Raw genomic sequence first — 19946 nt, 5'->3', positions numbered from 1 at the left:
TATGGGGGCCTTCCCCTGATATTCGACCGTGGACCCTTCTCGATCCGCTCTTCCCCGATTACCTCACTACTTCACCGCGGATGCGAAGTCGTCGACGAGCGCGCTCATCCAATCGAGCAGGTCATCATATTCCTGCGGCATCTGCTCGGTCAGTTCGATGACCGGCACGGCGCCCTCCTTGGCGGCGGAGGTGATCTGGTCGGTGGTGGAATTGGCCTCCTGCGAGTTGAAGACCAGCGCCTTGATGGACTTGCCGTCCTTCAGCGCGTCCTGGAACGCCTTGATGTCGGCTGCGGACGGTTCGCTCTCGTTGGCCGACGCCTGCGCGTAGCCGGTCGGCGTGGCATCCTTCATGCCGAGGTCGTCGGCCAGATACCAGGCAACCGATTCGGTGGCGGCGTACGGCAGGTCCTTGGTCTTGGCCGAGGTCTCCTCGATCTTGCTCTCGAGCTCGTCCTCCTTGTCATGCCACTGCTTGTTGAGCTCCGCGTAGGCGTCCTTGTTGTCGGGATCGGCCTTCTGGTAGGCGGCGGTGATCGCATCGGCGGTGGAATCGCGCACATCGGCGGAGAACCACACGTGCGGGTTGTCGCCCTCCTTGATGCCGGCGGTCTCGGCGGCGTCCACCAGCGTGGCGTCGGTGGATTCGGCGGCCTTCGACGCCCACGGGTCGTAGTCGGCGCCGTTGACGACGGCCACCTTCGCGGAGCCGAACTTGGCGACGTCCTGCGCGGTGGGCTCGTAGTCGTGGGCCTCCACATCGGTCTTGGTCATGATGTTGGTGACCTCGACGTGGTCGCCGCCGAGGTCGCGGGCGAGCGAGCCCCACTGGTTGATCGAGGCGACGACCTCGATCTTGCCGCTTGCGGCGGCATCGGACTTGGCGGAGTCGGCCGCGTTTCCGGCGGAGGCGGATGATCCGGATCCGCATGCCGCCACCGAGAACAGTGCGGCGGAAGCGACGACGAGCGCGAGCGCGCGCTTGGCTTTGGACATGACAGTCATGATGCGTTCCTCTCTATTGCACCTGCAATGACATCTTTCGCGATCGGTCCAGACTGGGGCCTAGAGGCCTAGGGTCCAAGGACCCCTGAGGCCTGGGACAGGCCGTTCGGTCTTCCCTCAACCGGTCACCGACACGACAGCATAACACGTATTGAGAATTATTATCATTTGCGTTAGTAATCGGCGTGTCCCATAGGAGTCCTATAGGAGAACACGCCGTCAGACCGACTCGACGACGTCCTCCGACCTCACCACCAGATCATCGAGCGACACATCGTGCGCATCCTCGTACACCACGGCACCGCGAGCCGCCACGGCGCGGACGATCTCGCGGCAGCGGCATTCGCCGACCGCATCGACATGGCGCGTGAGGCAGCCGGCGCCGACCACGGGAAGCTGCAGCACATGCGAGGCCTCGTGAATCAGACGTACGACCACGGCACCCGTGGAACGATCGTCGAAGACACCCTCTTCCCCCACGCCATACATGCACAGGCGATCGTCATCGAAGAACCGCTCCTCGAATTCATCCAATCCGACGACACCGGCGATAGCGGCGACACGCATCGCCTCGCCCCATGCGTCCAGCCGGAAGGAGTCCTCGAGATACTGCATCACCGGCACCGCCTCCATGCCGACGGGCAGGACGATCAGGAACGCGTCGGTACGGTCGCGCAATTGCCCAAGCGCCCGACCGGCGTCATGCTTGACCGAGCACGACAGGCAGCAGTCATCCACAGACAACGTCTCCGACTCGCCGATCCGGACGCCATCCACACCCGCGTACGAGACGCTGCGCACGAGAACGATCCCAGATTCGGCGGCTTCGTCCGGACGCACGTCGTAGACGATGGAACAGACCGATGGATGCGAGTCGACCAGCGAGAAGACCGCCGCGTCAAGACTCAGCCTGTCAGCTCCGGTGAGCAACACCACCGGAGTGAAGCCTTCGACGTTTCCGGCCTCATTTTCCCCATATCCCAGCGATGGATGAATCATGCGTTTCCCTTTCACGACACACGTTTGTTGATAATGATTATCATTATGGTACACTCGTGGACATGCCCAAACAATGTCAACTGCTGGGCACGCATGCCTCCACAGGCAACACCGTGTCCCATTCGCATAGGAAAACCCGCAGAACCTTCAGCCCGAACCTGCAATCCAAGCGGTATTGGGTTCCCTCGCAGGGGCGCTACGTCACACTGACGGTCAGCGCGAAAGGCATGAAGACCATCGACCGCATCGGCATCGAAGCGGCCTTGGCACGCATCGAACGCCGCGCGTCACACGGACGCTGAACCCGCGACGGCAACCAACCGACGATCACGTCCGCAGAACCACACCAACGAAAGCGACAACCATGTCAAGCAAATCATCGGAGATCCGACCGGTCATCACCCTTAAGTCAACGGCGGGGACCGGCTTCACCTACACGACCCGCAAGAACCGACGCAACACGCCGGACCGACTCGAACTGCTGAAGTTCGATCCGGTGGTACGCAGACGAGTCGTCTTCCGGGAAACCCGATAAGCCGTCTCCATATCCACCACGCCGTCGTTTCTTAGGCAGATTCTGCGTTTCCTAGGCACATCCGCCGTGGAACGCATACGCAAAACCGTACGAATACAGCCATCGGCCGTGCGTGACACGACGGCAAGGTGCCTAAGTAACGAAAAATCTGCCTAAGACATGAATCCGCCCATTCCCAAGGAGCATCACAGTGGCCAAAACCAGCAAAATCAACCGACAACTGCAACGCGAGCGCATGGTCGCCAAGTTCGCGGAGCGACGCGCGCAGTACAAGCACGACAGCGTCGACCCGCACCTGACGGCCGAGGAACGCGCCGAGGCGATGCGCAAGCTACACGCCCTGCCGCGTGACGCCAGCCCCACCAGACTGCGCAACCGCGATTCCATCGACGGCCGCCCCCGCGGCTTCAACCGCAAATTCGGGCTGTCGCGCATCAACCTGCGCGAAAAGGCACACAAGGGCGAACTGCCCGGCGTCACCAAATCCAGCTGGTGAACCACAAACCGTAGATAAGAAGCAACACCATGAAAGTCAAGGCATCGATTCGCTCGCTGGCGCGCAAGGACGGCTCCGTCATCGTGCGCAGGCGCGGGCATCTGTACGTCATCAACAAGAAGAACCCCCGATGGAAAGCGAGGCAAGGCTGATGGCACTGCCGAAAGAAAGGAAGTCACGCGCGAACACGCGCACACGCCGATCCCAGTGGAAGGCGCAGGCACCGCAGCTCGCCACGGTGATAACCCCCGAAGGCGAGACGGTACAGGTTCCGCAGAACCTCGCCCCAGCCGTGCGCAAAGGATACGTGAAGCCGTAAGGGCAAAGCCTAGTCCACACGGTTTGCCGCAACAACGCCAATCAAAGAAATCAAAAAACCAAAGAATCAGGGAAACAAGTAGAAAGAAGGACCGACATGACCGATCAGAACACCAGTCAGCCCGGCCCCAACACCAATCACAACATCCAGACGGACACCACCCCGACCGTCGACGGAACCGCACGCCGCAACGGCACGGTCAACGTCATCGTCGCGTTCATCGTCGGCGCGCTGCTCGCCGGGCTCATCGCGGGAGCCGTGGCGTTCCTGCGGCCAAACGAGGCATCCTCGAACGGAGCCGGAGGTAACGCGACCGCAGCGTCGGCCGGCGCCAAGGACTCCTGCGACACGACATTCACGGTGGTCGCCTCGGTGAACCAGTGGGGCTCGCTCGCCCAGCAGCTCGGCGGCTCCTGCGCGGAGGTCACCTCGCTGATCAACTCGACCTCCGCCGATCCGCACGACTATGAGGCGACCGCCGCCGACCTGGCCAAGCTCGCCAAGGCCGATGTGGTCGTGCTCAACGGCGCCGGATACGACGGCTGGGCCGAGAAGGCGCAGCTGGACAAGAACAGGCAGCGCATCGTCAACGTGGGCGACCTCATGGGCATCACCGCCACCGAGGAGCACTCCCACGAGCACGAAGAGGGCGGCGAAGGCGAGGAGGGTCATCACCACCATCACCACGGCTCCACGAACCCCCACGTGTGGTTCAGCCCCGAAGCCGTGCTGAAGGCCGCCGAGGCGATCAACGACGCCTACGTCGCCGAGGCCGGAGAGAACTCGAAGACCGCCGCCACCGTGCAGCGTCACTTCAACGAGTGGAACGGTGAATACGCCGACTTCGTCGCCCTCGTGAACAAGGGCCGCGCCGCGGGAGTCGAACGCAACTACGTGGCGACCGAGTCGATCATCAGCTACCTGCTTGATTACATCGGTGCGACCGACAAGACCCCCGAAACCTACACCAACGCGATGAACAGCGAGGCCGAGCCCTCCGCGGCCGATCTGAAGAGCGCGATGGACACCGTGGCCGGCGACGACGTGGACATCCTCGTCGTCAACCCGCAGGAGATGGGCGGCTTCGCCAAGAAGCTCAACGAAGCCGCGATCTCCAGCAACAAGACGATCATCTCCGCCACCGAGCAGCTACCCGAGAACCAGAAGACGCTGCTCGGATGGCTCACCCTGATCGCCAAGCAGGCGCTGGCGACCGACACCACGAACGGCTTCTTCCTCACGCAGGACGTCAAGGACCGCACCCTGTCCGATTACGAGGGCGAATGGCAGTCGGTGTACCCGTTCCTCAAGGACAGCACGCTCGACACGGTGATGGAGGCGAAGGCCAAGAAGGGCGACATGACCGCCGAGGAGTACAAGCAGTACTACGACACCGGATACAAGACCGACGTAGAGAAGATCGTCATCAAGGGCAACCAGATGAGCTTCACCCGCGGCGGCAAGACCGCGACCGCGACCTACAAGTACGACGGATTCAGGATCCTCGACTACGAGAAGGGCAACCGCGGCGTGCGGTTCCTGTTCACCGCCACCGGCGACGTGCCCGAGGGCGCACCGAAGGTCGTGCAGTTCTCCGATCACGGCATCGCACCGGGCAAGTCCGCGCACTTCCACATCTTCATGGGTAACGCCTCCCAAGAGGAGACCCTGAAGGAGATGGACAACTGGCCCACCTACTACCCGGCGTCCATGAGCGGCAAGGAGATCGCCACGGAGATCCTGGCTCACTGAGCCATACCCGCGGCGTCGTCCCGAGCCGGCCCCTGAACCACCACTTGCGCCCCGATCGAATACATCGTTCTCCGCCGATCGGGGCGCATCATCATGTCACGCCAGCCTACGGATATGGCGACACCGGCACGCCGGACCGATACGGTCGTGGCGGCCGACCCATGGATTCCCAGCAGCACCACTCGACTTGTCTCATAAACGATAACCACTATCACTATCCAGGGGAGGGGAGGAATGCAGTGAGCGATCATGAGGAGCAACAGCGCAACGAGCGAACAGCGCAGCCGCCCAACCCCCGCATCACCAGACCACGCATGCTGATCGAGCAGACGCTGTCGGAGTTGTCGCGCTTCGCCACCGCCCAGGAAATCACCGACATACTACGCAACCGAGGCACGCGCATCGGCACCACCACCGCATACCGGAATCTGCAGATGATGGCCAGCCAAGGCAAGCTCGACGTCATTCACATCAACGGCGAAACCCCCTGTATCACGCCTGCGCCGACCATCGTCACCACCACCACATCATGTGCCGGAGTTGCGGGAAGACCATAGAAATCGAGATTCCAGGGCTGGAACAGTGGATCGATCAGGCGGCGGCCAAACTGCACTACATCAACGTCGCCCATGAGCTGGAAATCTATGGCCCGTGCCCCCGCTGCGCGCGGAAGGTCATCGACAGTGCCCACGACGGCGACGGGCAGCGAAACCGGTAACCATATGCGACCAACAGCGCAAGGCATGGGTGAACTCGTGCAATAGGATCATGTCGTATCATGAAAAACGTCGCAAATCATCCACTGAAAATATATTATAACGTCGCATAACCCATCCTTTATATAACGTAAAACGTCGCAATATACAGATACGATTACTTGTGAAACGTCACAGAACAAGGATCGTCAATGACATTGCGAAGAACCGTTTGGGAACGACTCGTGGAGTGGAAAGCAAACCCGCGCAGACGCGCTCTGCTCGTCGACGGCGCGCGGCAGGTCGGCAAGACATATCTCATTCGCCAGTTCGCGGCGGAATACTATGACGTAGTGCTCGAAATCAACTTCCTAGAGACACCGAGCGCCATTGACGCCTTCGCCGGGGATCTCGACGCCGACACCATCATCACGAACCTGTCCGTCTACAGCAACCGTCCCTTCGCCCCCGGACGCACCCTGATCTTCCTAGATGAAATACAGGAGTGTCCGAGAGCCCGCACCGCGATCAAGTTCCTCGTGGATGACGGACGGTTTGACTACATCGAATCCGGTTCAATGCTCGGGGTCTCATACAAGGAGGTCCCTTCATACCCGGTCGGCTACGAGGAGAAGCTGACCATGTACCCGCTGACGCTGGAGGAATTCCTCTACGCCAACGGCATCCAGAAACCCATCATCGATCGCACCCACGCATGCTTCACATCCAAAACGCCGGTGCCGGCGCCCGTGCATGAACGTCTGCTCACATTGTTCCGTCGCTACATGGTCGTGGGAGGCATGCCCGCCGCGGTGTCGTCCTTCGTCGAAACACATGACCTGCGTGCCGTATTCAATGTGCAGCGCGGCATTCTCGATCTGTATCGTCAGGACATCGCCAAATACGCCGCCACCAAGATGCACATCCGCTCCATCTTCGACGCGATCCCCTCTCAGCTCGACAAGAAAAACAAGCGGTTCGTTCTCGCCGACCTGTCCAAAAGCGCACGCATGGAACGCTACGCCAGCGATTTCATGTGGCTCGCGGACGCCGGCGTGGTCATTCCCTGCCGCAACGTGACCGAACCGGTCAGCCCTCTGAAGATCAACGAGCACCGGAGCCTGATGAAGGTGTTCATGGCGGATGTCGGTCTGCTGAGCGCATTCGGTATGGGAGACGCGCGCCGCGAACTGCTTACCGGTGATGCGCGGCATCAACTGGGGCAGCTTCCTGGAGAATCTGATAGCCCAGGAATTGCTCGCCCATGGGCTCGAGCCTACTATTACGACCGCGCGCGGATCGGCGAAGTGGATTTTCTCATCGAGCAAAACGGACAGGTCATTCCCATCGAAGCGAAATCAGGCAAGGACTACACGAGGCATGCGGCCCTGAACAATCTGCTGGCGGTCAGGGAATGGGGGCTGGGCCAAGCGATCGTGCTGTGCGCAGACAACGTATCCGTCGACGACGATCAACCGGCCATCACCTACATGCCTTGGTATATGACGATGTTCATCGAAAAGCCGCAGCCCGAGCACATCATCATCGAGGAGCCATGATCGCGTATCGTCCGAATCCGCACTGCACACCACATAAGCGAGGCCTCGACCATATGGCCGAGGCCTCGCTGTTTAATGCCGCTATCTGACCGTCGCTTACTGCTCCCGCTGGCACTCGGGGCACAGGCCGAAGACCTCCAGCGTGTGGCTTTCGACGGTGAAGCCGTGGCCCTCGGCCACCTTGCGCAGCCATGCCTCGCTCGGCGGGTCTATCTCGACGGTCCGCCCGCACTTGCGGCACACCAGATGATGGTGATGCCCGTCGTCGCCGCACAGGCGGAACAGCTGCTGGCCGTCGAGGCGGATCGTGTCGGCGGCGCCGGAGTCGGCGAGCGCGTTGAGCTGCCGGTACACGGTGGCCAGCCCGATCCGCAATCCCGAATCCTCAAGCCGACGGTGAAGGTCCTGCGCGGAGATGAACTCGTCGCAGTCGGCGAGCGCGGCTCGGATCGCGTCCTTCTGTTTGGTCTGACGTTCGATGTGTTCAACCATGCGAACCGTCACGCCTCTTTCCCGGATTTCCCGGCGGCCGGAGCACCAGCGGGCATGGGCTTGACGAACGGGCGCGCATAAGCTTGAAGATCATCCCAGCAGCCGGTGGCCTCGAGCTCGGCGACCGTGCGGGCCGTGTCGTCCGTCAGGACGGTGATGTGGCCCATCTTGCGGTTGTGGCGCAGCTGCGCCTTGCCGTAGTCGTGCACGTTCCACTCGGGATGCGTGGCGATCTGCGCGCGCGTGGGCAGGACGTGCTGGCCGAGCACGTTGACCATGACGGCCGGGCTCAGCAGCTTCGGCTGGATGAGCGGCCATCCGGCGATGCCGCGGATGTGCGCGTCGAACTGGTCGATCGAGCACGCCTCGATGGTGTAGTGGCCGGAGTTGTGCGGGCGCGGGGCGAGCTCGTTGACGATGACGCGGTTGTCCTTGGTGACGAACAGCTCGATGGCGAGCGTGCCGGCCAGTTCGAAGCCCTTCGCCAAGGCCAGCGCCATCTCGTGCGCGGTCTTGGCGATCGAGGGGTCGACCTCGGCCGGGGCGATCGTCATGTGCAGGATGTTGTTGCGGTGGTCGTTGCGCACGATCGGGAAGGTGACGTAGTCCTTGCCGTTGCCGGACACGAGGATCGACGCCTCGAACGCGAAGTCGACGAAGCCTTCGAGGATGGACGGCGGGAAGCCGCCGCCGCGATCGCCGCGGGCGCGGATCTTCTCCAGATCCATATCGTTCCTGAGCACATGCTGGCCGTGGCCGTCGTAGCCACCGGAGCGGGTCTTGAGCACGCACGGGTAGTGGAGGTCGTCGATGGCGGCCTCGAGCTCGTCGAAGTCGTTGACCTCGCGCCACGGAGCGGTCTCGATGCCGTGCTTGTTGATGAACGTCTTCTCGTTGATGCGGTCCTGCGTGACGCGCAGCAGGTCGGTGCCTTGCGGGGCGGCGACCAGATGGCGCACCTCGTCGATCGATTCGGCGTCGACGTTCTCGAACTCGTAGGTCAGGACGTCGGACTTCTCGGCGAGATCGTGGATGGCGGTCTTGTCGTCGTATTCGCCGACGATCTGGAAGTCGGCGACCTGCGCGGTCGGGCAGTCCGGGGTGGGGTCGAGCACGCCGATGCGGAAGCCCATGTACTTGGCGGACAGCGCCATCATGCGGCCGAGCTGGCCGCCGCCGATGATGCCGATCGTCGCGCCCGGCTGGAGCATCTGCGTGGCGCCGTGGGTTTCCTCAAACAAGCTGGGCATTGGATTCGGCCACCTTCTCCTTGAGTTCGTTGCGGTAGTCCTCGAGCTTGGCGGCGAGCCCCTCGTCGAATGCGGAGAGCATCTGCACGGCCAAGAGGCCCGCGTTGGTGGCGCCGGAGTTGCCGACGGCGGTGGTGGCGACGGGGATGCCGCCGGGCATCTGCACGATGGAGAGCAGGGAGTCCCAGCCGGACAGCGCGTGGGAGCGCACCGGCACGCCGATGACGGGCAGGGTGGTCTGGGCGGCGATCATGCCGGGCAGGTGGGCGGCGCCGCCGGCTCCGGCGATGATGACCTTGAGACCGTTCTTGCGCGCGTTGTGCGCGAAGTCGGCCATGAGTTCCGGCGTGCGATGCGCGGAGATCACCTGCTTGAAGTAGGCGACTCCGAACTGGTCGAGGATGTCACAGGCGCGCTTCATGGTCTCCCAGTCACTGGAAGAGCCCATGACGACGGCGACTTCGGGCTTGGTGTCCGTCATTATCATTTACCTCCGCGTTATTGAGAATACGGTCTTACTGTACTCCTCTATGCGGTCCGCGCGGAAGCGCCCTACAGGCTGATCGCGACCTTGCCGAAGATGTCGCCGCCGACCACTCGCGCGAACGCCTCGGGCGCGGATTCGAGGCCGTCGAAGGTCGAGTCGACGACCGGGTGCAGGTCGGCGTGCTCGACGAAGCGCAGGAGGCGGGCGAAGTCCTCGCGCGAGCCCATCGTGTTGCCTTGCACGCGGATGTCCTGGAAGAACACGCGGGTCAGTTCGGCGCCGGGCTGGTCGCCGGTGGTGGCCCCGCAGATGGCGATCGTGCCGCCGGGGCGCACGGACTTCACCGAATGCGACCATGTGGCGGCGCCGACCGATTCGATGACGGCGTCGACCTTGCGAGGCAGCCGCGCGCCGGTCTCGAACGCGGCGTCGGCGCCGAGCGCGAGCGCCTTCTCTCGCTTGTCCGCGGAACGTGAGGTGACGAACACCTCGAGGCCGGCGGCGTGCGCGAGCTGGATCGCCGCGGTGGAGACGCCGCCGCCCGCGCCCTGCACGAGGATCGTGTCGCCGGGTTTGACGCCTGCGGCGGTGAAGACGAGCGAGTAGGCGGTCAGCCAGCTGGTGCCGAGCGCAGCGGCCTCGACCATGGTGAGGTTCGAGGGCTTGGCGAAGACGTTGGCGCTGGGCACCTGCGTCCTGTCCGCCATCGTGCCGGCGTACTTCTCCGACAGGATCGTGCGCCGCTCCCCCGGCATGACGCCGGCGCCGTCGGTGCCGACGAACGTGTAGAGCACGACCTCGCTGCCGGCCTTGAGCCCGTGGCGCACGGGGATGTCCTCGTCGAGGATGCCGGCCGCGTCGGTGCCGAGGATCATCGGGGTCTGTTCGGCGGCGAGTCCCACGCCCCTGAGACTCCACAGGTCGTGGTGGTTGACGGTCACGGCCTTGACCGAGATCTTGGACCAGTACGGCCTGGGTTCGGGGTCGGGCATATCGCCCACGGCGAGTGCGGAGAGCGGGTTGTCGTTGTTCACTGCGGCTGCGTATACGGCCTTCATCGGAGTTCCTTTCGTTCGGGTTGCCCTTCGATCGCGCGGCGGATCGACATGTCCGCACACGGGACGGCATGGGGCATGACTCCGGCGTGCGGCGCGACTTCGGTGCCGCACCTGCCGTTTCATTGTCTCACGTCCGATCGCGATGCCGTGTAAGGATCCGTTTCGATCCATGTGCGGTCCAGACATACGGCGGGTGTATGTATATACGAAGATGTTGGGCGCATTGCGATGCGTGCGTGTAATGCCGGAGGGAATCGTCTAGGCTGTTGCCCTCGGAAGACATTCGAGAGGAAGGGCGCACGGTAGGTATGGGGATGGATATGACCGGTACGGTGGATGATGCCAACGGCGGACTTGGCGGAGGGCCCGATGCGGCGGTCACCGGGCGCTGCGACGTGCTGTCCCGCATCATCGGCCCTGACGACGTCAAGGCGCTGTCCCATAGCGAGCTGCATGAGCTGTGCGGCGAGATCCGTTCCACGCTGATCGCGTATGGGCATGCGCACGGCGGCCACATCGGATCGAATCTCGGCATGGTGGAGGCGACGGTCGCGCTGCATCGCGTCTTCGATTCGCCGTATGACCGCATCGTCTTCGACGTCTCGCACCAGAGCTATGTGCACAAGATGCTCACCGGACGCGCGCAGGCGTACCTCAACCCGTCGCGCTTCGACGAAGTGACGGGATTCACGAACCCGGACGAGAGCGTCCATGACCAGTTCGTGCTCGGTCACACCGGCACGTCGATCTCGCTGGCGTGCGGATTGGCGAAGACGCGCGACATGCGGGCCGCGGCGAACCACGACGACGCCGGCATCGGCAACGTGATCGCGGTGATCGGCGACGGGTCGCTCAGCTCCGGCATCGCGTTCGAAGGACTCAACAACGCGGCCGAGCAGGGCGGCAACCTCATCATCGTGTTCAACGACAACGAGATGTCGATCGCGGGCGATTTCGGCGGCATGTACGGGCCGCTGGCGCGTCTGCGCGAATCGAACGGCACCGCGCAGCCGAACATCTTCAACGCGTTCGGACTGGACTACCGGTATGTGGCCGACGGCAACGACGTGGATGCGCTGGTCGCCGCGTTCGAGGAGGTCAAGGGCATCGACCACCCGGTGGTCGTGCACATCCACACGCTCAAGGGCGCGGGGCTCGAATCCGGGGACGACACCAGCCGCGAGGTCGCCCACGCGACCGATACCGGCGTCAACGAGACGGGCAACCTCGCGCACGTCGAGCCGTGGCACTCGGACCACTGCAACCTGTCCGACCACGATCCGCACGAGGGACAGTGCGAGGCGTCGCACTGGCAGACGCCGGACAGGGCGATCGGGCGTCCGGACGATCCGCGCAAGCATTACGGCAAGCTCGCGATGGCCGCACTGGAGCGCCGTTTCCCCACGGAGCCGGGGCTGGTGGTCATCTCCCCCGCGACACCGGGCTCGAACGGCATCACGCACGAGTTCCGCGAGCGCGCCGGCGCGCATTACGTGGATACCGGCATCACCGAGGCGCATGCGGTGACGTTCGCCGCGGGCATCGCCAAGGCGGGCGGCACGCCGGTGGTGGCGACGACCGCGTCGTTCTTCCAGCGCGCGTACGACCAGTTCTTCCAGGAGATGAGCCTCAACCGCTCACGCATGACGGTCCTCGACTTCCTCGGCGGCCTGTCCGGTTCGGACAACACGCATTCGGGCGCGTACGACGTGACGATATTCGCGAACATCCCCGGCGTGACGATGCTCGTGCCGACCTCGACGCGCGACTATCTGGCCGATCTCGCATGGGCGACCATGCCAGCCGACACAACGAGAGCGGAAGGCACGCCGGAAGGCCCGGTGGTGATCCGCGTGCCCGGTCAGGCGATCCTCGACCGTGAGCGCGCGCTGGGACGCGCAGTGACGCCCGAGGAGGTGCTGCGCGGCGAATCCGCGACTGCGGAGGCGGGCGATGCCGCGCAGATGCTGCGATACCGTATCGACCATCAGGGAGCCGACGTGGCGATCATCGCGCTTGGCAACACGTATCCACTGGCCGAAGCGGTGGTCGACACGCTGTCCTACGCGGACACGCCCATCGACGCGACGCTCATCGACCCACGCCAGTGCTCCTCGCTCGACACGGTGACGATGGAATCGCTGCGCGCGGATCACCGGCTCGTCGTCACGTTGGAGGACGGTCAGCTCGAGGGCGGCTGGGGCGAGAAGGTGACCGCGTACTACGCGAATCACCACGCGCCGCAATCCGATCCCGCCCGGGATCCGCGCTCCCCGCGCGTCCTCAACTTCGGCGCGGACAAGGAGTTCACCGACCGAATCCCGCTTGCCGAGCTGAACGAACGCTACGGCCTGACCGTCGGGAGCATCATCGCACGCATCCGCGAGGAGCTCACTGCTCGTTCTTGATGGCGTCCAGCGCGGGGATCTTCACGGCCTTGTTGGCCGGTCCGAATCCGAACAGCAGGCCGACGCAGGTCGCGAAGAGGATCGCGAACAGGTACAGCCACCACGGAATGACCGAGTAGCGGGTCACGTCCTCGCCTCCGACGATCGCCTGCCAGACCATCGTGCCGAACGACGCGCCGCCGCCTGACCCTGAGCCGTCGGACGAGGAGGACGACATGCTGGACAGCCACATGCCGCCCACGTTGATGCCCAGCGAGACGAACGCGCTCAGCGCGGCGCCGATCACTCCTCCGAAGAAGCCGATCGCACCGGCCTCGGTCAGGAACATGACGCGGATGTCGCGCACGTAGCAGCCGAGCGCCTTCATGATGCCGATCTCGCGCGTACGCTCCGACACGGACATGACCATCGTGTTGGCGATGCCGATGGCGGCGACGAGCAGCGACACCGCGCCGATGCCGCCGAGAATCAGCTGGATGACACGCGTGCCCTCCTCCATCGACTTGCGCAGGTCCTCGTACGACGACGTCTCGTAGCCCATCGCCTTCAACTGCGACTCGACCACGGGCACCTGACTCAGGTCCGCCACCTTGACGAGCGCCTGGTCGTAGGTCATGGATTTGGCCGCGGACGACGGATCGATCTTCTTCAGCAGCGACTGCATGACCTTCAGGTCCATGACGAAGCCGTCGGTGGTGGCGTAGCCCTTGTTGTAGTCGCCCTTGAGCACGCCGGTGACCGTGAAGTCAAGGGTGACGTTCTGCGACTGGCCGTCCGCGCCGGACGCCCCGGCCCCGGAAGCCCCGCCGGCCATGCCCGCGGCGCCACCCGAGTACAGGTTCTGCACGTAGGGGTCGCCCTGATAGTTCGCGCCGGTGACGAGCGTGATCGGCGTGGTGAGCAGGTTGAAGTACGGGTCCTCCCCTTCGGTCGGCACGCATTGGCCGGTGGCCTCGCTGTAGGTGCAGGAGCCGTCCGCGTAGCTGCGCATCGCACCGTTGCGCAGCGAATCCATGAACCCGTAGACCACATGCTCGCCGGCGAGGATCTGCTTCTCGTTCACCGGCTTGTCGCCTTCGGTGAGCTTGAGCCCCATGGCGTCGAGCTGGCTCATGTCGATGCCCATGATCTGCACGCCGTCGTCGATGTAGCGTCCGCCGGCGCCGGCCTTGGCCGTGGCGGTGTACTGCAGGTTCTTCACCGGGGTGACGCCTTCGACGCCGGCGATCGAACGGAAGGATTCGATCGCCTTGTCGTCAAGCTTGACCGAGCCGGAACCGCCGGAGGACGAGCTGCCGCCGGAGGCCATGGCCATGCCGTAGCCGCCGCCGGACGTGTACGCGGTGACGATCGACAGGTCGCCCATCGCCTTGAGGCTGCGCTCGTTCTGCTCGTTGATGCCCTGGCCGAACGAGACCATGAGCACGATCGAGCAGCATCCGACGATCACGCCGAGGACGGTGAGGATCGTGCGCGACTTGCGGCGGAACAGGTTCTGCACGCACAGTCTGAGGATGTCGGCGAAGTTCATGCGCGTCCCCTGCGAGCGCGGCGCGCCTGGCCCTGATCCGCGGACCCGTCCTTGGCGGGGGACGGGGTCTGTGGAGCCTGCGGCGTGGCGATCAGCCGGGTCGCCTCGGGATCGGCGGCGGGGCTGGCCGCGGACGGTGCCGGAACGGGGACGGTCGGATCGGACGGGCCCGTCGTGCCGTCGCCGTCGGGCTTGTTCCACTCGTCCCACTCCTCGTCGATCTCGCTCTTCTTCGCCTTCTTCTTGCGACGACGACGCACGAGCACGACGACGAGCACGATCGCGCCGATCACGACCACGGCGACAAGAGCCCACACCCACGCGGGCGCACCCTGCTGCGACTGCTCGTCGACGGCCATCGCCGTGTCGTCGGGCATGGGGGCGGCGTCGGCGACGTTCACGGTCACCGGGAAGTCCTTGGACTGGGCCTTGCCGTCGGAGTCCTCATAGGCGATGTGCAGCTTGGCCTGAAGCTCGCCGGACTGCGTGGGCGTGAACGCGAAGCCGATCGAACCGTTCGCGCCGGAGGCGACGTTGCCGACGTACTGGGTCTTGGTCATGGTGTCGAAGCCGTCGCCCTCGATCGACGCCTCGACGTTGGCGATGTCGCCCTTGCCCTTGTTCACGTAGTTCATCGTGATGGTGGTCTCGTTGCCGACCATCGCGTCCTCGGGCGGCACGGGGGCGTCGAGCTGGAACCGGTCGGGCTGGGAGACCGGTACGGAGATCCTGATGTCGGAGGAGCTGGAGGAGCGCGAGCCGGAGTCCACGTACTCGTAGCGGAAGCTCACGGTCACCCCCTGCGCGCCGCTCTTCGCGGTCGGCAGGGCCTGCATCGGCACGCTCTGCGTGGCCGAACGGCCGGCGGAGAGCGCGTCGAAGTAGAACGTGTTCGTGCCGCCGGCGATGGCGAAGTTCTCACCGCCATCCACGGTGACGACCATGTTGCTCACCGCCACCTTGCCCTTGTTCTGGAACGTGAACGAAAGCGTGAAGTCGCTGCCGACCGCGACCGATCCCTCGCCGTATGTGAAGTTGGTGATGATGACGTTGGGCACGGGACCGGCGATCGGTGTGGCGGATTCACCGCCCGAGGCTCCGGAGGCTCCCGAGGCTGCGCCGGAGCCGCCGGACGCCGCCTGTCCGGCGGCGACGTTCGTGCCTTCCGCATGGGCGATGCGCACCGCGGGCGCCAGCGGGGAGGCGGCGAGCATGAGCGCCATGGCGAGCGTCATGAGCAGGGCGATCAGCGTGCGCGGCATGCGTGCGCCCGAACGTGATGCCGACGCCATCGGCACTGCGGCTCCGGAGTCCGGGCCCTTCGTTCCTCGTGTGGTCATGGTGTGTCTCTCCTTCTTCCTTGGTTGCTTCCTTGGCTTCGTGTGCCTGTGTTTCCGTATTCGGTCAGTTTCCGGTGAGTCGATCATCGACGACCCGTCCATCAAGCAGGGTGACGATGCGGTCGGCGTACTGCGCCATGTTGTCGTCGTGCGTGACCAGCACGATGGTCTGGTTGAGGTCGCGTGCGAACGAGCAGATCATCTCCATCACGTCGACCTTGGTCTTCGAGTCGAGGTTGCCGGTCGGTTCGTCGGCGAACACCACCTCGGGTCTGGCGACGAACGCGCGGGCGATGCCGACGCGCTGCTGCTGGCCGCCGGACATCTGCGTCGGATAGTGCGTGAGCCGTTTGCCGAGTCCGACGCGCTTGAGGATGCCGCGTGCCGCCGCCTCGCGACGATCCTTCGGCACGCCGCGGAACATGAGCGGCATCGCGACGTTCTCGACGGCGTTGAGGTTCGGCAGCAGGTTGTATGACTGGAAGACGAATCCCAGATGACGCTGACGGAAGGCGGCGAGCTCGTTCTCATCTAGTGCGGAGACGACCACTCCCCCGATGCGCACGCCTCCGCGCGTGGGCTTCTCCATGCCTGCGAGCTGGTTGAGCAGCGTGGATTTGCCGGAGCCGGATTCGCCGTAGATGCAGCAGATCTGGCCGCGGGGAATGGCGAGGTTGACATCCTCAAGCGCGACTACGGTCTCATCCGCGGTGGGATATTCCTTGCGCAGATGCCGCACCTCGATCATCGGATGTGATGGTGGCATGACCCTTCTCCTTGCATTCGTCGCCATTGGCGGACATCGGCGCATCTCTCGTCGCGCACACTTACGGTCAGTCTATAGCGTGAAGGATGCTCTTGCACCCCTTACACCCTTAGGGGTGTTTCCGAAAAAAACAGTTGCCGATGTTGTCCGATGTTGTCCCGAAGCGATCCGAAAAAGGAATGAAAAAGCCTTGGAACACAGTGATTCCAAGGGCTTTGCCGGTGACCCCGGCCGGGCTCGAACCGGCGACCTACAGATTAGAAGTCTCTGCCGTTATCATCTCTGACGCCTTATTTTACAACGTTTTTGGGATAGTGACACCACTCCCCGTGCCCCCCGCGTGCCCTAACGCCTCAAAATAGCGAACTATGCGTGTCTTGAATAGTGCAGTCTAGGTGGAAAACCCGTGTAATCTAGTCCACATGAAAACCATGCATGCCGTCACGCCAAGCGATATCCGCCGTATCGCTCGTGTCGTCATGCTGCGAAACGGTGGGACGGCCCACGGCTCACAGTGTCGTGATCTCGTGGCGCAACTGTCCAAGGTGCTGCAAACCATCAAGTTTGCCCCCGCCGTCATCCAGTTCGGAACCATCACCCCCAACCGTCCGGGTGCTGGATTCTCGCTTATGTCGCATGCGTTTGACGATACGGCCAACCGTTGCGCGCTGTTCGTCGGCATGGCAAACGGCGACATCTCCGTTTCCGCCGCCCTTGATCTCATGGACGATTACGACATACAGCTAACGAACGCGGAAACCATCGCACTGTTCACCATGGATTCATCGGCAACGGCTGCAACCGCCCGCAAGTGGGCGCGTGCGCACGCCTTAGCCGCACTTATCCAATACGCCACGGAATACGTATCTGCTGGAATGCTGGAAGCCCGCGCCGACTATGTACGCGAACTTGCCGACATCCGGGCGTATAAGGCCCCCACGGCCGCTGTTGCCGCCGCGCTTGCGCTGCTCGCCGTCCTGCTGCTGCAACTCGCCACGCTGCAATTCCCGGACGGCCCGCAACCACTTGACATCACGCCCGTCGTCTCCCTGTTGATCGCTTCGGCCATTCTCGCGCCGCGTGCCCCTCAGTTCCGCCCCTCAATGGCGTGAATCTTGGGGGATAGTAGATCAGACGTGCCCGCACATCGGCCTTAAGGGCATAAACGTATGACGCTCTGACGCTCCCCCGCATCTCAATGAGGGAGTAACAACCATGTCTAAGCAAGCCTCGGGCGTGCCCGCCTTGCTCGTGAATCGAACCAATGCCGCCGCGATGCTCGGCGTGGAAGCCGTGACCGTGGATAGGTGGACGGCTATAGGCGCTCTTCCTGTGGTGACAGTCCCCGGAACCGGTAGGGCGGGACGGCCCCGCAACATGTATGCCGTGGCTGATCTCAAGCGCTTTATCGAGGAGCACACCACGATCAGGCAGCAGCACGGCCCCGACTCGGCACCAAGGCCGCGCCGCCGCGCCGTCTCCGCCGCCGCTGATCTGCAAAACAGCAGCGCCGCCGCCGTTCTCGCTATGGGAAAGGCGGTGAAATGATGGCTAAGCGCGACGCAATAGACCATAAGACCGGCCGACTGAAGAACTACGCGGTGAAGGAACTGTATTTGTACATTGCGAGACAAGTCAAGGGCACCAAAGGATATCAGCAATTCGACTATGCAAGGATGGCGCACCTTGTCGGGCTACCGTGGCATTTTGACTTGACTAGTGGTCGCAATGCGCCCGTGATTGTGCAATTGCGGGAGGGGCTTGAGCGCTTGGAGCGTGAACGCTGGATATCGGTAAAGCCGCACACCTATAACACGGTGCTCGTGCTGCTGACCGCCACCCCCTCGAAACTCTTACGCCGATATGGTGACGACTACATAGATCGTTGTCTAGGATTCGTGCCCGTACGGCAGAGAGCCGGGGGTGGTCGTCTTCATCCCCCAATGTCGTTAGACCCTTGGGCGGAGATTGCGAACAATGGGCAATAACTTAGTGAAATGGGCCATCCGTCTAGGCGAACCGTATTCACTTACTCCGCTTGCACGGCACGTACTTGCGGTAATGGCGAATAGTGCGGCCGACTATGGGGCAAAGGACAAGGACGGCAACGAGCTACCCCCGGCGCTGTGTAAACGTTCCCGTGCGGCTCTCGCTAAGGAAATATACGGGGATAGCAGCAAGGCAAGAAACTTGAACCGGCCTATAAAGGAGCTAAAGGGCAAAGGGCTAATAATGCCTATCGGCGGCCGCGCTCACAGCGGATACGCTCGGGACTTTCGACTATGCATAGCCGAAGCGATAACCGTGCAAAGTATCTTGCTGCAACAAACCTACCCTGAGGACAACGCCGAAATAGGCCGATACCTACGCCGGGCATAAGGAACAATGGGCGGCATCGGTTAGGGTGCACGATTTGCATACCCTAACCGTCCTCCCGATTCCATCGATACCGACAAAGGGTATACAGACTGTATACAAAAGGGTACGCAGACTGTATACCCACGATGGCGCAAACTGCATACCCTTTAGGGCGCAGATTGTATACAAAAGGGTGTGCAGACTGTATACCCCCATGGTTATAAGGATTAATGGTTATTTCATGGTTATATGGGTCGCCGCCGTCCCGTCTCTCACGGACCTGATGGCCTGTGCGTGCAAGAGCGTTTTTTTTTAGGCTCTTCGGGTGTTTGTGTGGGTGTGGATCACTGGTTTGGCCTACTGGTTATTGGCGTCCGGGGAGTTGTAGGTTGAGTCCGCCGCATTTGAGCATGACGAGGCCGATGAGGTTGTCGAGGTTGCGGTAGCCGTAGCCGATTTTGATGGTGGTCTTGATCTTGTTGTTCACGGCCTCTAGCCTGGCGTTGGACAGTCCTCTGCGGATGGTCGTGAGGATGTCGAAGTGGCGCCTGGCGATCTTCTCGCCGAGCTGGACGAATCCGGGGATGCCGGACAGGGACGCGTCCGCGGCCCATTGGCGCAGCAGGGGGTCGGCTTTGTCGGCGGTCTGTTTGAGGATCATGCGCAGGCGTTCCTTGAGCTTGTACGCCTCCCAGAGGGTCTCGTTGGTGTTGGCGATGCATTCCAGTTGGGCCTTCTGGCCGGCGGTCAGGTCGCCCTCGTTCTTCAGCAGCGCCCATCTGGCGCCCTTGACCGGGTCCTTCGCGCCCTTTTTGGCGACGCCTTTCTTCCGGGCCTCGCGCCATGCGGCGGTTCGTACCTTGTCGAGCGCGTCGGTCGCCCAGGACACGATGTGG

General features: G+C 63.1%; 23 protein-coding genes. 13 read left to right on the top strand and 10 right to left on the bottom strand.

All coding sequences use genetic code 11. The features are described from left to right. Positions 1 to 66 precede the first annotated feature (66 nt). Positions 67 to 1005, bottom strand: coding sequence for a metal ABC transporter solute-binding protein (locus tag BCAL_RS00115; protein WP_043167083.1), 939 nt, complete (start codon positions 1003 to 1005; stop codon positions 67 to 69). Between the two features lie 219 nt (positions 1006 to 1224). After that, the gene (locus tag BCAL_RS00110; protein WP_043167081.1) at positions 1225 to 2004 is read right to left on the bottom strand and encodes a hypothetical protein; all 780 of its coding nucleotides are present in this window, start codon (positions 2002 to 2004) and stop codon (positions 1225 to 1227) included. Between the two features lie 62 nt (positions 2005 to 2066). Between BCAL_RS00110 and rpmB the strand changes: the two genes are divergently transcribed. The 9 genes from rpmB to BCAL_RS00065 all read left to right on the top strand — a co-directional run bounded on the left by rpmB (position 2067) and on the right by BCAL_RS00065 (position 7360). Next, positions 2067 to 2306, top strand: a complete 240-nt coding sequence (gene rpmB, locus BCAL_RS00105; RefSeq protein WP_043167117.1) for a 50S ribosomal protein L28 — start codon at positions 2067 to 2069, stop codon at positions 2304 to 2306. Positions 2307 to 2368: 62 nt separating this feature from the next. Next, positions 2369 to 2539, top strand: a complete 171-nt coding sequence (rpmG, locus tag BCAL_RS00100; RefSeq protein WP_043167080.1) for a 50S ribosomal protein L33 — start codon at positions 2369 to 2371, stop codon at positions 2537 to 2539. Between the two features lie 190 nt (positions 2540 to 2729). Continuing rightward, the gene (gene rpsN / locus BCAL_RS00095) at positions 2730 to 3035 is read left to right on the top strand and encodes a 30S ribosomal protein S14 (RefSeq protein WP_043167078.1); all 306 of its coding nucleotides are present in this window, start codon (positions 2730 to 2732) and stop codon (positions 3033 to 3035) included. Positions 3036 to 3064: 29 nt separating this feature from the next. Continuing rightward, a complete protein-coding gene (gene ykgO, locus BCAL_RS00090; protein ID WP_043167076.1) occupies positions 3065 to 3187 on the top strand; it encodes a type B 50S ribosomal protein L36 in 123 nt (40 codons plus the stop codon). Then, entirely contained in the window at positions 3187 to 3354 is a 168-nt protein-coding gene (gene rpmF, locus BCAL_RS00085; protein ID WP_043167075.1) for a 50S ribosomal protein L32, read from the top strand. Before ykgO ends, rpmF begins: the two co-directional genes overlap by 1 nt. 96 nt (positions 3355 to 3450) lie before the next feature. Continuing rightward, positions 3451 to 5106 carry a metal ABC transporter substrate-binding protein gene (locus BCAL_RS00080; RefSeq protein WP_081887148.1) on the top strand — a complete coding sequence of 552 codons (1656 nt, stop codon included), beginning with the start codon at positions 3451 to 3453 and terminating at the stop codon, positions 5104 to 5106. 239 nt (positions 5107 to 5345) lie between these two features. Next, a complete protein-coding gene (locus BCAL_RS13870) occupies positions 5346 to 5663 on the top strand; it encodes a transcriptional repressor (RefSeq protein WP_263390617.1) in 318 nt (105 codons plus the stop codon). Further along, positions 5636 to 5824 carry a hypothetical protein gene (locus tag BCAL_RS13865; protein ID WP_263390618.1) on the top strand — a complete coding sequence of 63 codons (189 nt, stop codon included), beginning with the start codon at positions 5636 to 5638 and terminating at the stop codon, positions 5822 to 5824. The genes BCAL_RS13870 and BCAL_RS13865 overlap by 28 nt, the downstream gene beginning before the upstream one ends. A gap of 189 nt (positions 5825 to 6013) precedes the next feature. Continuing rightward, positions 6014 to 7360, top strand: a complete 1347-nt coding sequence (locus BCAL_RS00065) for an ATP-binding protein (protein ID WP_043259946.1) — start codon at positions 6014 to 6016, stop codon at positions 7358 to 7360. A 96-nt stretch (positions 7361 to 7456) separates the two neighbouring features. On the opposite strand, the gene BCAL_RS00060 is transcribed toward BCAL_RS00065, so the two are convergent. The 4 genes from BCAL_RS00060 to BCAL_RS00045 all read right to left on the bottom strand — a co-directional run bounded on the left by BCAL_RS00060 (position 7457) and on the right by BCAL_RS00045 (position 10647). Then, positions 7457 to 7852 (bottom strand): Fur family transcriptional regulator, encoded by a 396-nt coding sequence (locus BCAL_RS00060; protein WP_043167072.1) that lies wholly within the window; start codon positions 7850 to 7852, stop codon positions 7457 to 7459. A gap of 8 nt (positions 7853 to 7860) precedes the next feature. Next, positions 7861 to 9102, bottom strand: coding sequence for a 5-(carboxyamino)imidazole ribonucleotide synthase (gene purK / locus BCAL_RS00055; RefSeq protein WP_223847536.1), 1242 nt, complete (start codon positions 9100 to 9102; stop codon positions 7861 to 7863). After that, positions 9086 to 9583 (bottom strand): 5-(carboxyamino)imidazole ribonucleotide mutase, encoded by a 498-nt coding sequence (gene purE, locus BCAL_RS00050; RefSeq protein WP_043167070.1) that lies wholly within the window; start codon positions 9581 to 9583, stop codon positions 9086 to 9088. Before purE ends, purK begins: the two co-directional genes overlap by 17 nt. 71 nt (positions 9584 to 9654) lie before the next feature. Beyond that, entirely contained in the window at positions 9655 to 10647 is a 993-nt protein-coding gene (locus tag BCAL_RS00045; RefSeq protein ID WP_043167068.1) for a zinc-binding dehydrogenase, read from the bottom strand. Between the two features lie 320 nt (positions 10648 to 10967). Between BCAL_RS00045 and BCAL_RS00040 the strand changes: the two genes are divergently transcribed. Beyond that, on the top strand, positions 10968 to 13055 hold the full coding sequence (locus BCAL_RS00040) for a 1-deoxy-D-xylulose-5-phosphate synthase (RefSeq protein WP_223847537.1): 2088 nt from the start codon (positions 10968 to 10970) through the stop codon (positions 13053 to 13055). On the opposite strand, the gene BCAL_RS00035 is transcribed toward BCAL_RS00040, so the two are convergent. The 3 genes from BCAL_RS00035 to BCAL_RS00025 form a co-directional block, all read right to left on the bottom strand. Further along, a complete protein-coding gene (locus tag BCAL_RS00035; protein WP_043167066.1) occupies positions 13039 to 14586 on the bottom strand; it encodes an ABC transporter permease in 1548 nt (515 codons plus the stop codon). The genes BCAL_RS00040 and BCAL_RS00035 overlap by 17 nt on opposite strands. After that, on the bottom strand, positions 14583 to 15878 hold the full coding sequence (locus BCAL_RS00030) for a COG1361 family protein (protein WP_420796797.1): 1296 nt from the start codon (positions 15876 to 15878) through the stop codon (positions 14583 to 14585). Before BCAL_RS00030 ends, BCAL_RS00035 begins: the two co-directional genes overlap by 4 nt. 112 nt (positions 15879 to 15990) lie before the next feature. Further along, positions 15991 to 16692 (bottom strand): ABC transporter ATP-binding protein, encoded by a 702-nt coding sequence (locus tag BCAL_RS00025; RefSeq protein ID WP_052401174.1) that lies wholly within the window; start codon positions 16690 to 16692, stop codon positions 15991 to 15993. 422 nt (positions 16693 to 17114) lie between these two features. Between BCAL_RS00025 and BCAL_RS00020 the strand changes: the two genes are divergently transcribed. From BCAL_RS00020 to BCAL_RS00010, 3 genes are all read left to right on the top strand, one after another. Then, positions 17115 to 17804, top strand: coding sequence for a hypothetical protein (locus BCAL_RS00020; RefSeq protein ID WP_043167059.1), 690 nt, complete (start codon positions 17115 to 17117; stop codon positions 17802 to 17804). A gap of 103 nt (positions 17805 to 17907) precedes the next feature. Further along, entirely contained in the window at positions 17908 to 18240 is a 333-nt protein-coding gene (locus BCAL_RS00015; RefSeq protein WP_043167057.1) for a MerR family transcriptional regulator, read from the top strand. After that, entirely contained in the window at positions 18237 to 18680 is a 444-nt protein-coding gene (locus BCAL_RS00010) for a hypothetical protein (protein ID WP_043167056.1), read from the top strand. Before BCAL_RS00015 ends, BCAL_RS00010 begins: the two co-directional genes overlap by 4 nt. A gap of 734 nt (positions 18681 to 19414) precedes the next feature. On the opposite strand, the gene BCAL_RS00005 is transcribed toward BCAL_RS00010, so the two are convergent. Further along, the coding region (locus BCAL_RS00005; protein WP_043259945.1) for an ISL3 family transposase at positions 19415 to 19946 on the bottom strand (532 nt) is incomplete at its 5' end.

The organism is Bifidobacterium callitrichos DSM 23973 (assembly GCF_000741175.1).
Lineage (GTDB): Bacteria > Actinomycetota > Actinomycetes > Actinomycetales > Bifidobacteriaceae > Bifidobacterium > Bifidobacterium callitrichos.
Note: the sequence above shows the minus strand (reverse complement) of the source record. Positions and strands in the feature narration are given on the sequence as shown.

Coding starts and splice junctions, on each gene's coding strand:
- BCAL_RS00115 (WP_043167083.1), bottom strand. CDS start 1,005: ATGACTGTCATGTCCAAAGCCAAGCGCGCGCTCGCGCTCGTCGTCGCT.
- BCAL_RS00110 (WP_043167081.1), bottom strand. CDS start 2,004: ATGATTCATCCATCGCTGGGATATGGGGAAAATGAGGCCGGAAACGTC.
- rpmB (WP_043167117.1), top strand. CDS start 2,067: ATGCCCAAACAATGTCAACTGCTGGGCACGCATGCCTCCACAGGCAAC.
- rpmG (WP_043167080.1), top strand. CDS start 2,369: ATGTCAAGCAAATCATCGGAGATCCGACCGGTCATCACCCTTAAGTCA.
- ykgO (WP_043167076.1), top strand. CDS start 3,065: ATGAAAGTCAAGGCATCGATTCGCTCGCTGGCGCGCAAGGACGGCTCC.
- rpmF (WP_043167075.1), top strand. CDS start 3,187: ATGGCACTGCCGAAAGAAAGGAAGTCACGCGCGAACACGCGCACACGC.
- BCAL_RS00080 (WP_081887148.1), top strand. CDS start 3,451: ATGACCGATCAGAACACCAGTCAGCCCGGCCCCAACACCAATCACAAC.
- BCAL_RS13865 (WP_263390618.1), top strand. CDS start 5,636: ATGTGCCGGAGTTGCGGGAAGACCATAGAAATCGAGATTCCAGGGCTG.
- BCAL_RS00065 (WP_043259946.1), top strand. CDS start 6,014: ATGACATTGCGAAGAACCGTTTGGGAACGACTCGTGGAGTGGAAAGCA.
- BCAL_RS00060 (WP_043167072.1), bottom strand. CDS start 7,852: ATGGTTGAACACATCGAACGTCAGACCAAACAGAAGGACGCGATCCGA.
- purK (WP_223847536.1), bottom strand. CDS start 9,102: ATGCCCAGCTTGTTTGAGGAAACCCACGGCGCCACGCAGATGCTCCAG.
- purE (WP_043167070.1), bottom strand. CDS start 9,583: ATGACGGACACCAAGCCCGAAGTCGCCGTCGTCATGGGCTCTTCCAGT.
- BCAL_RS00045 (WP_043167068.1), bottom strand. CDS start 10,647: ATGAAGGCCGTATACGCAGCCGCAGTGAACAACGACAACCCGCTCTCC.
- BCAL_RS00040 (WP_223847537.1), top strand. CDS start 10,968: ATGACCGGTACGGTGGATGATGCCAACGGCGGACTTGGCGGAGGGCCC.
- BCAL_RS00035 (WP_043167066.1), bottom strand. CDS start 14,586: ATGAACTTCGCCGACATCCTCAGACTGTGCGTGCAGAACCTGTTCCGC.
- BCAL_RS00030 (WP_420796797.1), bottom strand. CDS start 15,878: ATGGCGTCGGCATCACGTTCGGGCGCACGCATGCCGCGCACGCTGATC.
- BCAL_RS00025 (WP_052401174.1), bottom strand. CDS start 16,692: ATGCCACCATCACATCCGATGATCGAGGTGCGGCATCTGCGCAAGGAA.
- BCAL_RS00020 (WP_043167059.1), top strand. CDS start 17,115: ATGAAAACCATGCATGCCGTCACGCCAAGCGATATCCGCCGTATCGCT.
- BCAL_RS00015 (WP_043167057.1), top strand. CDS start 17,908: ATGTCTAAGCAAGCCTCGGGCGTGCCCGCCTTGCTCGTGAATCGAACC.
- BCAL_RS00010 (WP_043167056.1), top strand. CDS start 18,237: ATGATGGCTAAGCGCGACGCAATAGACCATAAGACCGGCCGACTGAAG.